11 protein-coding genes and 3 pseudogenes are annotated in these 12,210 nt (G+C 42.4%); 7 read left to right on the forward strand and 7 right to left on the reverse strand.

The genetic code is table 11. The features are described 5' to 3' along the window. The first annotated feature begins 14 nt into the window (after positions 1-14). Positions 15-1,433 (forward strand): hypothetical protein, encoded by a 1,419-nt coding sequence (locus tag KDD30_RS20250; protein ID WP_211651765.1) that lies wholly within the window; start codon positions 15-17, stop codon positions 1,431-1,433. 117 nt (positions 1,434-1,550) lie between these two features. Here the strand turns inward: KDD30_RS20250 and KDD30_RS20255 are convergent, their stop codons facing one another. After that, entirely contained in the window at positions 1,551-2,213 is a 663-nt protein-coding gene (locus tag KDD30_RS20255) for an ROK family protein (protein ID WP_249199438.1), read from the reverse strand. Positions 2,214-2,597: 384 nt separating this feature from the next. On the opposite strand from KDD30_RS20255, the gene KDD30_RS20260 reads away from it, so the two are divergent. The 4 genes from KDD30_RS20260 to KDD30_RS20275 all read left to right on the forward strand — a co-directional run bounded on the left by KDD30_RS20260 (position 2,598) and on the right by KDD30_RS20275 (position 5,118). Further along, complete coding sequence (locus KDD30_RS20260; RefSeq protein ID WP_211651766.1) at positions 2,598-3,182, forward strand: NAD(P)H-dependent oxidoreductase; 585 nt, start codon at positions 2,598-2,600, stop codon at positions 3,180-3,182. 10 nt (positions 3,183-3,192) lie between these two features. Further along, positions 3,193-3,759, forward strand: coding sequence for a carboxymuconolactone decarboxylase family protein (locus KDD30_RS20265; RefSeq protein WP_211651767.1), 567 nt, complete (start codon positions 3,193-3,195; stop codon positions 3,757-3,759). Positions 3,760-3,835: 76 nt separating this feature from the next. Then, the gene (locus KDD30_RS20270) at positions 3,836-4,492 is read left to right on the forward strand and encodes a DsbA family oxidoreductase (protein ID WP_211651768.1); all 657 of its coding nucleotides are present in this window, start codon (positions 3,836-3,838) and stop codon (positions 4,490-4,492) included. 86 nt (positions 4,493-4,578) lie between these two features. Beyond that, positions 4,579-5,118, forward strand: a complete 540-nt coding sequence (locus KDD30_RS20275) for a peroxiredoxin family protein (RefSeq protein WP_211651769.1) — start codon at positions 4,579-4,581, stop codon at positions 5,116-5,118. Positions 5,119-5,199: 81 nt separating this feature from the next. Here the strand turns inward: KDD30_RS20275 and KDD30_RS20280 are convergent, their stop codons facing one another. Continuing rightward, positions 5,200-5,565 (reverse strand): helix-turn-helix domain-containing protein, encoded by a 366-nt coding sequence (locus tag KDD30_RS20280; RefSeq protein ID WP_211651770.1) that lies wholly within the window; start codon positions 5,563-5,565, stop codon positions 5,200-5,202. Positions 5,566-5,983: 418 nt separating this feature from the next. On the opposite strand from KDD30_RS20280, the pseudogene KDD30_RS20285 reads away from it, so the two are divergent. Next, positions 5,984-6,879: pseudogene (locus tag KDD30_RS20285) on the forward strand (IS3 family transposase); the annotation flags it as partial. Positions 6,880-7,358: 479 nt separating this feature from the next. Here KDD30_RS20285 and KDD30_RS20290 read toward each other — a convergent pair. The 4 genes from KDD30_RS20290 to KDD30_RS20305 all read right to left on the reverse strand — a co-directional run bounded on the left by KDD30_RS20290 (position 7,359) and on the right by KDD30_RS20305 (position 10,498). Then, entirely contained in the window at positions 7,359-7,652 is a 294-nt protein-coding gene (locus KDD30_RS20290; protein ID WP_211651771.1) for a putative quinol monooxygenase, read from the reverse strand. 411 nt (positions 7,653-8,063) lie between these two features. Then, positions 8,064-8,372 (reverse strand): YiiD C-terminal domain-containing protein, encoded by a 309-nt coding sequence (locus tag KDD30_RS20295; protein WP_249199439.1) that lies wholly within the window; start codon positions 8,370-8,372, stop codon positions 8,064-8,066. Between the two features lie 631 nt (positions 8,373-9,003). Further along, on the reverse strand, positions 9,004-9,693 hold the full coding sequence (locus tag KDD30_RS20300; protein WP_211651772.1) for an SDR family oxidoreductase: 690 nt from the start codon (positions 9,691-9,693) through the stop codon (positions 9,004-9,006). A gap of 106 nt (positions 9,694-9,799) precedes the next feature. After that, a complete protein-coding gene (locus KDD30_RS20305; RefSeq protein WP_211651773.1) occupies positions 9,800-10,498 on the reverse strand; it encodes an IclR family transcriptional regulator in 699 nt (232 codons plus the stop codon). A gap of 348 nt (positions 10,499-10,846) precedes the next feature. On the opposite strand from KDD30_RS20305, the pseudogene KDD30_RS20310 reads away from it, so the two are divergent. Next, positions 10,847-11,882, forward strand: a pseudogene (locus KDD30_RS20310) (IS630 family transposase). 11 nt (positions 11,883-11,893) lie between these two features. On the opposite strand, the pseudogene KDD30_RS20315 reads toward KDD30_RS20310, so the two are convergent. Further along, positions 11,894-12,146 (reverse strand): annotated as a pseudogene (locus tag KDD30_RS20315) (NAD(P)H-dependent oxidoreductase); the annotation flags it as partial. Between the last annotated feature and the right edge of the window lie 64 nt (positions 12,147-12,210).

Genomic DNA, 12,210 nt, shown 5'->3' on the forward strand with positions numbered 1-12,210 from the left:
GTGGAGGGTAAGCCGTGCCTTTCAGAGAAGATTACAATGGGTGCAAGACTTACGGTTGCCCAAATTGTGGCAATCCCGAACCGTCACTCTACTCGCGCTCAGACAGGCTCGGTTACGATGCTTGGTATTGCTCTGCATGCGGTGCTTACCCGCCCGTATTATTGAATCAACCGATCATCGCACTGGCGGAGCAAATTCGTTCCCGCCAGTGTGATCACTCCCTCTTTCGCAGCTGCGCGTGCCGGCAGCCAACATTCCAGCGCTATGGCTTTACCGCAAGCGGCAGTCAACGCGTACAATGCACGCAATGCCGTCAAGTGCTCACCTTACCCAATGCCAGAAAGCTGGCGGATCTACTTCAGCCTCTCATGGATGCCTTAATCCATCAGGTTCGGCCCGAAGCGCTCCAAAAGACATGCAATCTGAGCGGCAAAGCGTTTGCAAAACGTCTGTCTCTCCTCGCCCGGCTACTCGCTCAAGTAAGCCGCAGCTGGGAAAAAAGATACAAATTCGCCTTGATTCAAACCCGCACGACACGACAAGTCTGCCGCTCTGGCTTTCAACACGACAATAGCCAGCAATGTGAAACCCACCTTTGGACGCTTTCGAGTGCAGATTCCCAGTCCGGCTATCTGCTGTTGTTCAACGACAATGCACTATATAAAGACACCCTGCTCGCGCCATCAGTGCTGGCACAGAGCCTTTATCACCTCGATCATGTCGAGCCAGTCTTAGAACATTTCATCGATGTATTGAGTAAAGCCGAGAATACATACAGCAAGATATTAGCCCGCAGCCAGTTCGATAAACTGGCATACAGCCTCCAACGTCATGCTAAATCAAAAGAGGCACAGATACTTCGCCCAGTCTACGCCGCCCATGCCCATTTCCAAAACCTGTACATGATGACACATAGCGTGCCGCCATCAGCGATTGCTCTGGAGCATGAAAGCTTCTTGCGTGGCGCTTCTATCACAGCGTTTAGCCACGAAATACAAAAAGGCCAAACCGATCTTTACTATTATCATTTAACCGAAAATAATGGCAGAACGCTGTCGCCTTCAATCAGTAAAAATATGAGTTGGTGGAATGAGAAATGGTATCGGTTACCGATTGAAAACCTCTATGGACGTTGGCAGTCAGGCATTGGCGTGCTAACCAATGAACAAAACAAAATTCATCAGATTTTTCCTTCACATCCTGACTGGAACCAATATTTCTGGCATGGTTTTAACCAATGGCTTACGCCACAATACGCCCGACGCATTAGCCTGAATCGGCTTCATCAATGGCAAACCATCTATCAGTATTTTTACAATATTGTTTTTACCGATCGGATCAACATTGAAACAATGTACAACGTTCAACCAATAAAAATAATCACAATTGTAGATTTTATAAATCAGGACAAATTTGACTCACGCCACCTGTAATTACGAGGATGTCATCAGTAAAAATAAAATCGCCGAAATTGAACGTTTGAATCCATCGTTGGTTATTTCACTTTGACTTCAACGAATCAATGATTTAGCTGTTATTTTTCGGGGAAATTACCACCCAAACAAGCTATCAAGCTCCTGTTCGACCCATAAATAGCTCATACCTATAATACGCTCAACCTCCGAGAGGTTACCAAAACATAGCAACGTTTGATCTTGACGCCTCGCATATTTGTCTTCAAAAGGATTTGCGAGTGTTTGTTGCTTTATTGTATCCAGCCAGGGTTTACCTAAGGAGCATGTATTTCCATAAAGAATAATCTTATTAATATTCAACGTGATTAGTAAGTTATAGAGAGATTGGCCAATAATAGTCGCAGCGCACTCAGCAACACTTAAAGCAATAGGATCTTGTTCTAGATATAACGCAACAAAATCACTAAAACCCATATCCTCTTTGGTGTAGCGATTAAGCGATTTTTTTTGAGATAAACTCTGCTGACGATATTTTCTACACAACGCTTTAGAACTCGCTTCAGTTTCTAGACAGCCTTCTCGTCCACAGCCACAAACAGTACCATTATCAACAGCTTTAATATGTCCAATCTGGCCACTACCAAACATTTTTCCGCGGTAGATTTGATTATTGATTAGGAATGAAGAACCAATACCATAATCAATATTCAGGATGCAGAAGTCTTGCTCGCTGCGCCCGTCCATCCACTTTTCTGCCAAAGCCAGCATAACACAATCATTATCGACTAATACGTTCACATTTAATCGCTTTTCTAAAATATATTTAATCTCTATTGTCTCTGTCCATGGAGCCTGTGGCTATTCAAAAACAGTAAAAAAGGGATGAAACCCGCCTCTAAAAGGTGATTCTATATGAGAAATCTCTGTTCAGTATGGTAACCCAGCAATAATTTCAACTAGTATACTTTGGGTAACCTTGAACCGCCTCCCCCTCATATAGCTGCTCCAATACAAAAAATAAAAATCATATTAAACATAGATTTAACCTAATTTATCTCGACCTTCATGGTGGTTACTAAAAGTTAACTAGTTGCACTAGAAATGTAGGTAACCATAATAAACCGCAAGACAGCGAAATCATTCTTCGCTCTATTAATATCCAAATATTGAAGGGTTAATATCATGAGTAACGTTCTAATCATTAACGCACACGAACCATCTCCATTTTCTGAAGGCAAGCTAAATGCGGCTTTGGTCGAGAAAGCTCGCGCCCAGTTAGAGTCAAAGGATCACGAAGTTCGCGTGGTGACGATGCAAGATGACATCGTGGTTGATGAACAACTAGCACATTTTGAGTGGGCAGACCGAGTCATTCTTCAGTCGCCAGTCAACTGGATGACGATTCCGTGGTCTTTCAAGAAATACATGGATGATGTATTTACCGCTGGAATGGGTGGTGCGCTATGTGCATTTGATGGTCGGACACCAGAGGAGCCAAAGAAAAATTACGGCACTGGCGGCACCCGCACTGATACTAAATACATGCTGTCTTTCACATTCAACGCGCCTGAAGAATCATTTAATGACGATAGTGAGTACCTATTCCAAGGTCGTAGTGTTGATGATTTGATGTTCCACATGCATGCCAACTTCCGCTTCTTTGGCATGTCTGCATTGCCTACTTTCGCTTGCTATGACGTCATGAAAAACGCGGACATTGAGAACGACTTCGCTCGCTTTGAAGCCCACCTAGACGCCAATTTTTAAGGAGATTGTCATGAGCACTGAATTTACTTACTACAATGCAGAAACGGCCCCTGAAGAGTCTAAAGCACTGGTAGAACAGTCACAAAAAGGCTTCGGAATGCTGCCAAACCTGCACGCCGTTCTCGCTGAAGCACCGGCAACCTACGAAGCATACAACACCGTCTTCGACCTATTTATGAAGAACACGACATTAAGTCCACTAGAGCAGCAAGTGGTCTTTATGACTGCAAACTTTGAAAATAACTGTCACTACTGCGTTCCTGGTCATACTTGGATGATGAAAGCGGGCAAAATGCCAGATGACGTTATTGAGGCATTGCGTGAAGGTACAACTATTCCTGATACGAAGCTGCAAGCACTGCATGATTTTACCAAGGCGCTGCTTGATAACCGTGGTCATATTGGTAATCAAAGACTGCAAGCATTTATAGACGCAGGCTTTACCAAACGCCAAGCACTGGAAGTTCTGACGGGGTTGTCTGCAAAGCTTATCTCAAACTTCACCAACGCATTGGCACACACTGAACCAGATGCGCCGTTCCAAAAGTTTGCGTGGACGCACCCTAGCGAGCGTTAATCTGAACACGCAGTACTCAAAAGCCAGTCAAAGCACTGTTACCATATGGTTACAGTGCTTTGAGTAAGGAGCCATTATGAACAATACAGTTAAAATCGACATCATTAGTGATGTCGTCTGCCCTTGGTGCATCATTGGCTACAACCATTTAAAAGCTGCGATTAACGAGCTTGGAATTGAGGATCGCATCGATATCGAGTGGCAGCCGTTTGAGCTGAATCCTGATATGCCTGCTGAAGGTGAAAATCTTCGTGAACACGTAGCACGCAAATATGGCAGCACAGTAGAAGAAAGTAAAAATGCGCGTATTCGCATCGCTGGCATCGGTGCTGAACATGGCTTCGAGTTTAATTACTTTGATGACATGAAGATGGTGAACACGTTTGACGCACACATTCTACTTGATTACGCCAAAGGCTTTGGCAAGCAAAGTGAACTAAAGATACGTCTGTTTACGGCTTTTTTCAGTGAACAGAAAGACATCTCTGACCGTGAAGTTCTAAAAAAAGAACTTATCTCTGTAGGTCTTGATGCTGAAGAAGGCATGCGTTGGTTAGATGATATGCAGCGACGCAGTGCGATACGTACCACTGAGAAGCAATGGCAGACAATGGGCGTTTCAAGCGTACCAACAGTGATTTTTAACAGAGAACATGGTGTTTCTGGTGCACATCCAGTGGAAGGTTACAAACAAATCTTAACTGAGTTAATGGCTCAGGCGAATCAAAGCTAGGTTACTAAAAATATACTGATTGCAACTTATTTCTTAGTGTCTTATCTTTTTTCTAATTAGTTGTGACTTCAATCCTAGGAGCCGAGATGACATACTCACAAAAACTCAAAGCGGGTGACGCTTTTCCTACATTAGAGGCAACAAAGCTGGATGGAACCAAAGTCAAACTAGGCCAACCTCAAGGTGATGCAACATGGCAAGCGGTGTTTGTCTATCGTGGTAAACATTGCCCACTCTGCACTAAATATCTGAATGAAATTGAGAGCTATAAACAAGCATTTAGTGACTCAGACGTTGATATTCTGGCTGTCTCTGGTGACTCGAAGCAACAATTGGAGCAACACCTAGAAAAGCTCGATATCAGTTTTCCAATCGCCTATGGTCTTACTGAGCAACAAATGAAGACTCTGGGGCTTTATATATCACTACCACGCTCTGAAGCCGAAACCGACCATAACTTTGCAGAGCCGGGGTTGTTTGTCGTCAATGAACACGGCAAATTACACGTGGTTGACATATCCAATAACCCGTTTGTAAGACCTGAACTCGGTGCACTGACCCGAGGTTTGGCATGGATTCGTAACCCAGAGAACCACTACCCCATCCGTGGCACGCTAGACTACTGAACCTCCAGTTCAAAAGACAACAAGGCAACCGTTTGGTTGCCTTGTTACATGACAGAGAGGAATTGATCAATGTTGCTCACGCTATTTAAGCTGCACGTTGTTGCTTTCAGACCATTTTCTCAACTCATCGAGAATCGTTAACGCACTGTGCCCAAACTCGGTGAGCTCGTAACTGACTGCCAATGGTTTTTCATTGAGCACACGACGTATTACCATGTTTTCACTTTCTAGTTCTTTTAGACGCTGGTCGACCATCTTCTTGCTTGCACCGCCCAACATTCTTGAAAGGTCATTGAATCTCACTGGACCATCTTTCAGATGGTAGATAATTGAGCCCTTCCATTTTGAACCTAAAATCCTCATACCTTTTTCTATCGCACAAGGCTCGGTACAGGCATCAACAACGCTCTTGCGCCCTTTTTGGTCAACTTCAACTTTTGCTTTCATACAGCCTCGCCAATTAGGAAACTAGGTCGCTTCGGTTTCACTGAGTGTCATTGAAGCACAGCTATTTGATTTACGCTCTACGCCCTAGTAGCACTACATATCAGTTGGATTGAATTCACCGTACCACTACACACTGTGCATGGTCACTGCACGAGCTGAACCGACCGCCTTATCCATCAGATAAGATCACGCTTACCTTCTGTGAAAGGCGATGACTCGCAGTCATTGCTGATAAGTATGTTACTCATAAATAATTACACAGCAAAGATAGATTGTATACACAAGTACCCCTACGCCATTATCACTTTTAAGTATATATTAGTTACCTGAAAGTTGATTGCAATTAGTATACTTTTAGTACCCTAGTTCAGAATGAACTGAATCAACTAACGTGAAAGTCTTGTAAACCTCCCTTAAACTAGGGGTATATGCACGTATTCTGAAAGACATCATAGAAAAAAAGCTGTAAAGCCAGCGATCAGGCGGGAGCTTGTCGACTATGCCCGGAAAGAGCATGGAGTATGCCTTCGTATGGCCTGTCGTGCCGTTGGCATCAGTGACTCTGTGTATCGTTATCAGCCGGATACCAATAGGAATGATCATGTTATTCTGAAACTGCAGGCAGCAGTTGAACAATACCCCGCTTATGGTTTCAGTAAGCTGCTCAAAATCCTGCGCCGTTGGGGACATCAGTGGAATCACAAACGAGTCTATCGTCTGTATTGCGACCTTAATTTGAACAAACGGCGGCGAGGCAAAAAACGTCTGCCAACACGCAGCCCTGAGCCACTATCCGTACCTGCCACAGCCAATTATTGTTGGTCTATGGATTTTATGAGCGATAGTCTGTTCTGTGGCCGGCGCTTCAGGACATTCAATCTCGTTGATGACTTCTATCGCGAAGCATTGGCGATTGAAATTGACCTCAGCTTACCGGCCAAACGAGTCATTCGGGTATTAGAGCGAGTCGTTGCCTGGCGAGGTTATCCCAAAAAGCTTCGTATGGATAATGGCCCCGAGTTTATTTCTACCGTGCTTGCTGAGTGGGCTGAAGAACACCATATCCAACTTGAATTTATACAGCCAGGAACACCAACTCAGAACTCATATGTTGAGGGCTTCAATCGCACATATCGCGATGAAATCCTGAACATTTATGTGTTCAAATCACTGACCGAGGTTCGAGAATTAACAGAAAACTGGGTACGTGAATATAACGAAGAGCGGCCTCATGATTCACTGAATGATCTGACGCCTTGGGAGTATCTGGCACGACATTCTCAGGCTGAAAACTCTAATTATGCATGTAACTAATTAGGGGAGATTTACAGGTCAAACAACTTAGCTATAGTCTCATCAGTTCTCGGTGAATAAGTACCTTGGGTAAAGATAGAAATATTAGTGTTTTATTTGAATAGATTATCGTTGGCATAATCTTCTCCCTACTTTCCAATACAAATATATTTTAAAATACTCACTAACTTGAAAATAAATAAGTAAATGGGTTCTAAATATTAATAGGTTGCCAATGGCTTGAAAAAAACAATAGGGAAAAACGTGCTAACTATCTAAGGTCAGCTAAAAGTTAAATAACCAAAAGTTACTTAATCTAGCTATCTGTAAACTAATTATGTTATAGCTAAGTCGCTTCGTTCTACACATTGTTGAGTTGACAAAAATAACTCATCACCGACCTAAATTACTTAATAAATCTTAACGCACTGCCACAACATCTTGGGAACCAAAATTCGTGGTAGTGCGAAGTCAAATACTACTATTTTTTATACTTTCAGCTATGAGATGGTTAAATATGTTGCAATATCTACGTTCTCAGCCAACGTGTCCAGCTGATTAATCAAATGAGACAAATAGGGTTGACTGTTGTGATAATCCAATGCACTTTGATTTTGATATTCCTCTAGCACTGTGAACTTGGCAGGATTCTCGATAGATTGGTGCAAATCATAACGAATACAACCGTCCTCTTCCCGAGATGGTACTATTAATGCTGATAATGCATTTTTTAAGATTTCTGTTTTATTTTCTTTAGCAACCAAAGTAGCAACAACCGTAATTTTAGAACTCATTGTTTTTCCTTATTTACTTATTTACTTATTTACTTAAGATATACTGAAATTATATATAATATAAAAAAAGTTTATTATACAGAAGATTTATCACTTTATTTACTGTATATTTATACAATCTTAAAATTATACCTTACAAAAGGTTGGATATAAACCCTTAAAAACCATTGGGAATTTCAAAATAAATGTATACCCTCAAGGAAATATTATTAATAACAGTGAAAAAAATCAAGTAATTTTTTAGTTAATTTGGTTTATTAAACTCTAAAAATTACGGGCTAAAACATGAAATGAAACAAAGGTATTTCTGTCAGAATTGGTTAGAACAAAATTGTCGGATACGCGACAAAGCTTTGTTAGGCAGAATCATGCAGAAATGTCCCTGGACAGAAGTATTTTAGAAAGTTAGCTTTATTTAAGCAGAACTGCGTGAGTACTCAATGACTTACACTTAGTAATTCCATTTTCTTTAATATCGCTTGATGCTGTTATTCTTGATTTTTTGAACCTATGAATACTCTTTACAAGTTTATCTATTTCACTTCGATTCTTGATAGCAGTTACAGATTGGCAATCTGAATAAATTGGTTTTATATAAGTAACCTCATTTTTTTGTATGACAATATTATAATCTGTATCTTTGAAATGCCTTTTAAGTGCTTCATTTAAGGCAATCCAGCCTGATGTTATAGAAGCCATAGAAGATGAACCGCCAAACAATGATCCATTGTGATTGCAATTTTTTTCAATATTTGCAACAGTTGCCTGAGCGAAAGGGATAGTTCAGTTGTTGCATTATCAGCAACAACTGCCATCACGTCTAATTGTCCAACAGCCTGTTGGACAAATTCTAATAACTAATTGTTCAAGAGGTTCTTGCACAAACGGGCTGGCATATTTATGCCCCTTTCCGCGATAACTTGAATTTAAGCCGATAAATTCTGTCCCTGATTTATCGGCACTGCCCGAGCGAATGGAAGCAAAGATTCGGTGAACGGTTTCTCCCAAAAGCTTGCATTGACGGGATTCTCAATCAATAACTTTCACCTGCATCTTTATGCAAGTTCGCTGGCAGAATCGCTCGGTGATCAGTAACACGTTTCTGGACAAAACTGAGTTGGGTGCTTCGGGCGGAATCTAACCATCGAATCACTTTTGATATCCCATAACGGAACCAGCCACCGCCTTTTGCGGGGACTGAGATGCACGGTTCTGGACATTTTCTGTCACCAGCGATCTGTCACACCAGACTGAGTTTATGCAGTGATTAATAGAAAGTATACAATAACTCATCAGCCCCGAAGCACTTCTGCCCCCATGTTTGTTCGCGTGGAGCTTTTTACTTTATGGGTTACCACTCAATCGAAGAACCATCAAATACGCGAAAACTTCCTGAAGTTTCTAGCGTCATAGATTCAGCAACATTAATGATTCCAGCAACACTTTCTTGAGGTGTGAATGTCGCGTCTTTGCCACCCATATCGGTTTGTAGCCAACCAGGGTGAACTGCTACTGTTTTAACACCTTGCTCGGCTAAGTTTTTCGCCGCCGATACTAGGATTTGATTAAGCGCCGCTTTTGATGTGCGATAGCTGTACATATTACCTGAACCGTTATCACCAATACTTGCAACTCGAGTCGAAATACCAACAATGGTTTTATGCTCACTAGCTGCTACATTTTCTCTTAACGCCTGAATAAGCAGAGCTGGTGCTACGGTGTTTATATTCAGAACTTCTAACCATTTTGATTGGGTCATTTCGCCCAGTTTTGCACAATCGTCACCCAGTACACCTGCATTTAGGATCAGGTGATCAATTGCTCTACCATCAAGGGTTTTATCGAGTGCGTTGATGTCTTTCTCTGAAGTCACATCAAGCTTTAGTAGCTCAACATGACCTGCATTCGACAGCTCGATTAACTCGCTCGCTTGTTGCGGATCACGACAAGCAGCCAGCACTTTCCAGCCTTTATCAAGGTACTGACGAACGAATTCTAAACCAAGACCACGATTTGAACCTGTAATAAGTACTGTTGACATTTTTCTTCCTCATCTATTTGGATGAGGCAAGTGTAGAGTGCCTTAATCTTAATGGTGCATAATGAAGAAGAATATCCAACAAGATTCGACATTGTCGAATCTTGAGTTACTTATTGAGGAACACGGAAGCAAAATGCTCAAGGCGAGGTTGATTTAGCTCGTTTGCATGTCCACTAACGCCCGCGACAGCGGCCAGACTACCATCAATGTATAACGGGATTGCTAAGCAATTGAGGTTAGCTTCTGCTTGCTCTAAATCAAGTGCAAAACCTTGTTGTTTCACTTTTAGTAGCTCTCGTTCAAGCGGATTATCGATTTGTTCTTTTGTACGTAGCTCACGCAGCAGATCGTCATCGAATGCTAAGAACACTTTACCAATAGCAGAAGAGGTAAGCCCTTCACGCCGCCCTCGCGGGCTTCGTATAGTTAATGGATTGTTTCGTTCTATAGCATCAATATACAAATACTCTTGTGTGCCACTTATCACGGCTAGATAAGCGGTGTTATTGGTAAGGCTCGCCATACGTTGGAGTAGAGAAGAGAAGTGGGTACGAATCGCTTCATCGTTTTGTTCAAGCGATATAGATAGCTCACGTAAACGTAGACCTAGACTGTAACCATGTTTGCTCTTTGTGACATACCCAAGCGAGCGTAGAGTTGCTAGTAGGCCATGAACTGTGGTCTTACTTAACTCTACTTGTTGACTAATATCTTGCAGAGAAAGAGGCTGATTATGCATAGAGAGCGTCTCGAGAATAGCAAAGGTGCGCTCGACAGACTGAATGTTACGGGTTTCTTTCGCCATGTGGTTACTGTGTGTTGGATAGACACCTAGAGTATACCCTCGGTTATATGTACAAGCAGTATTTGATTGGGACAAATTTGGGTTTGTACTCTAACCAAGAAATGTCCAGTTGCGAGATATGTCTGCCAGCGAACTTGTGTGATCACCGAGCGATTCTGAGTTTACTTATAACAGATAGAGTTTACTTACCTTAACCATGCCCTTAAAACTTATGTAAACCTCCCTCAAACTAAATAACTGTTCCTAAATGTAGATCACTGGAAAGCAAAAAATGAAGGGAACTCGGTAGAGTTTGTGCGATCTGATCAGTCGCCAAACATACAAACCCACAAAACAATACCGAGACCTATGATTTTAACATTACTTGACCGGGCAGAGCGACGCCGGATTATCAAAAATATCCACAAGACCAAAGACAAAGATCACTGCAGACGCTTAAACGCCAATTGTTACTCGCCGATGGGCTGACTGTTACAGCTGTCTCCAACATACTTGCCGCTGCTCGATCGTCCATCAATCGATGGGTTTAATGGTACACAGAATGTGGTATCGAGGGTTTAAAAAGCTCAACCAGAGGAAGAACGTCAACACTTCCTTTTGCTCAGATTTCAGCCGTAATCACAGCACTGTTGGAGTTCAGCCCTCAAGATCTGGGTTACCAACGCTCACGCTGGAGCACTGAGTTGATAGCGATAGAAATCAACCGAGTATTCGGCCTCAAGGTGCATGCATCAACGATTCGCCGCTGGCTTCCTAAGCTCGGTATTGTATGGCGAAGAGCAGCACCGACGTTACATATCAAAGATCCAGATAAAGAAGCGAAACTTGCCAGGATTCAACAGACTTTAGAGCAATGTGATATCAACCATCCCGTATTCTACGAAGACGAAGTAGACATTCACTTTAATCCTAAAATAGGAGCAGACTGGGTACACAAAGGCCAACAAAAGAAAGTGGCCACACCAGGACAAAACGCTAAACATTATCTGACGGGCGCGCTGCATGCGAAAACTGGCAAAGTTTCATACGTTGCCCAGTCCAGCAAGAACTCTGAACTGTTTATTGCGATGATGGAACAGCTAAAACGACAGTACCGGCGAGCCAAAACAATCACCCTCATCGTCGATAATTACATCATTCACAAGAGTCGAAAGACTCAAAGCTGGTTGAAGGAAAACCCGAAATTCATTTTACTGTTTCAGCCCCTATATTCCCCGTGGGTGAAAAAATAGAGAAGTTATGGCATGCCTTACATGAAACCATTACACGCAATCATCAATGCACAACAATGTGGAAACTCTTAAAGCAGGTGCGCTACTTCATGGATCATGCATCACCTTTTCCCGATGGAGGCCATGGGTTACTGAAAGTGGAGCGGAATTAGGAGCAGTTATTTAGTACAAGATCTTGCCATTCTTTCAAAATGGAGGGGGTTAAATACCAATAAAGAGGAAACATAAAGATCACAACATCGTGATCTTCCAGTCGACGCTGCTCCCTTTCAATATCAATATTGAAATTTGGGTACTCTGAATACCGGTCTACCAGAGTGACCCCTTCAACCGACTGTGGTGGCTTTAGCCAATGGTTAGTTAACTTCCGAGCGATGCTGAGACAGATGAGCGCATAGCACTAGAATACGTTTCATGGATCTTTACCCTCCCGAGCGCAATTCTATTAGGAACTTTGCACGACTTAGAGTCCGGGTATTC

This window comes from Photobacterium sp. GJ3 (genome assembly GCF_018199995.1).
Classification (GTDB): domain Bacteria; phylum Pseudomonadota; class Gammaproteobacteria; order Enterobacterales; family Vibrionaceae; genus Photobacterium.

Excerpts from the sequence above, each read along its gene's own strand:
- KDD30_RS20305 (WP_211651773.1), bottom strand. The coding sequence starts at position 10,498 with ATGGCGAAAGAAACCCGTAACATTCAGTCTGTCGAGCGCACCTTTGCT.
- KDD30_RS20300 (WP_211651772.1), bottom strand. The coding sequence starts at position 9,693 with ATGTCAACAGTACTTATTACAGGTTCAAATCGTGGTCTTGGTTTAGAA.
- KDD30_RS20270 (WP_211651768.1), top strand. The coding sequence starts at position 3,836 with ATGAACAATACAGTTAAAATCGACATCATTAGTGATGTCGTCTGCCCT.
- KDD30_RS20290 (WP_211651771.1), bottom strand. The coding sequence starts at position 7,652 with ATGAGTTCTAAAATTACGGTTGTTGCTACTTTGGTTGCTAAAGAAAAT.
- KDD30_RS20275 (WP_211651769.1), top strand. The coding sequence starts at position 4,579 with ATGACATACTCACAAAAACTCAAAGCGGGTGACGCTTTTCCTACATTA.
- KDD30_RS20280 (WP_211651770.1), bottom strand. The coding sequence starts at position 5,565 with ATGAAAGCAAAAGTTGAAGTTGACCAAAAAGGGCGCAAGAGCGTTGTT.
- KDD30_RS20265 (WP_211651767.1), top strand. The coding sequence starts at position 3,193 with ATGAGCACTGAATTTACTTACTACAATGCAGAAACGGCCCCTGAAGAG.
- KDD30_RS20260 (WP_211651766.1), top strand. The coding sequence starts at position 2,598 with ATGAGTAACGTTCTAATCATTAACGCACACGAACCATCTCCATTTTCT.